This is a genomic window from Microvirga roseola, assembly GCF_020866965.1.
GTDB classification, from domain to species: Bacteria; Pseudomonadota; Alphaproteobacteria; order Rhizobiales; family Beijerinckiaceae; genus Microvirga; species Microvirga roseola.
This window is the reverse complement of the sequence record NZ_JAJATX010000166.1, coordinates 1-1,021: the sequence shown is the minus strand read 5'-3', so window position 1 is coordinate 1,021 and position 1,021 is coordinate 1. Positions and strand designations below refer to the sequence as shown.

Here is a 1,021-nt window from a genome sequence, read left to right as displayed (position 1 = left end):
TGCGAAACGCCAAGCTGCAAGAGCTGCCGGCGAACCGCTCCGGCGCACACCGTTCGATCTGAACCCGCGGGCTCATTCCGACGTCTCTACGCCCAACCAAGAGAGACACATGTCGAAAGTTCACAGCTCAGAGCAGGTGTGCAGCTGGTTGCAAACTCATCCAGGGGCGTGGCACATGAAGCATATTCTCGTTGTTGAGGACGACAGCAAACTTCGAAACATGCTGGTCGACTACCTTGCCCAGCACGCGTTTCGGGCGACGGGAGCAAAGGACAGCCTTCAACTGCGGCAGATCCTGTCCACGGATCCGGCAGATCTTGTGATCGTTGATCTCAATCTCGGACAGGAGGATGGACTGGAGATCGTCCGCAACATGTCGACCAAGTCCGATGCCCCCATCATCATCATCAGCGGCGATCGCTTGGACGAAGCCGACAAGGTGGTCGGGCTTGAGCTCGGCGCGTCGGACTACATCACCAAGCCATTTGGCTTGCGCGAGTTTGTGGCGCGGATCCGCGCGGCATTGCGGGTGAAACCCATATCTCATGACAAGGTGGATCGCAGAACCTACCGCTTCGGCGAGTGGACGCTCAACATCAAACGGCGGCGGCTTGTCTCGGATACAGTGGGCGAGGTCAAGCTCACGGCGGCCGAATTCAACTTGCTCGTCGCCTTTCTCAAGGCGCCCCGGCAGGTGCTGTCGCGAGAGCAGCTTTTATCCGCAAGCCGGGTCCACAACGAAGAAGTATTCGACCGAAGCATCGATGTCCTCATCCTGAGGCTACGCCGAAAACTTGAGCAGGATCAGTCGAATCCCAAGCTCATTGTCACTGAGCGCGGGGCCGGATATGTCTTCGATGCAGATGTACTGATCGAGGACCGGCTGCCGGTCAAGTTCGCTTGAGGACCACACGATGCAGATGATGAACAGACCAGTGCTTCTCGGGTGCATGGTTGTCGGAATGAGCGCAGTGCTCCTGTGCGCGACCATCACTGGCAATGCAACGGAGACGAGGGAGCA

Annotated in this window: 1 protein-coding gene; it reads left to right on the top strand. The window is 58.1% G+C overall.

What is annotated here, in order from left to right:
* The first annotated feature begins 175 nt into the window (after nucleotides 1-175).
* Entirely contained in the window at nucleotides 176-904 is a 729-nt protein-coding gene (locus LG661_RS24685; protein WP_230534638.1) for a response regulator, read from the top strand.
* The last annotated feature ends 117 nt before the right edge of the window (nucleotides 905-1,021 follow it).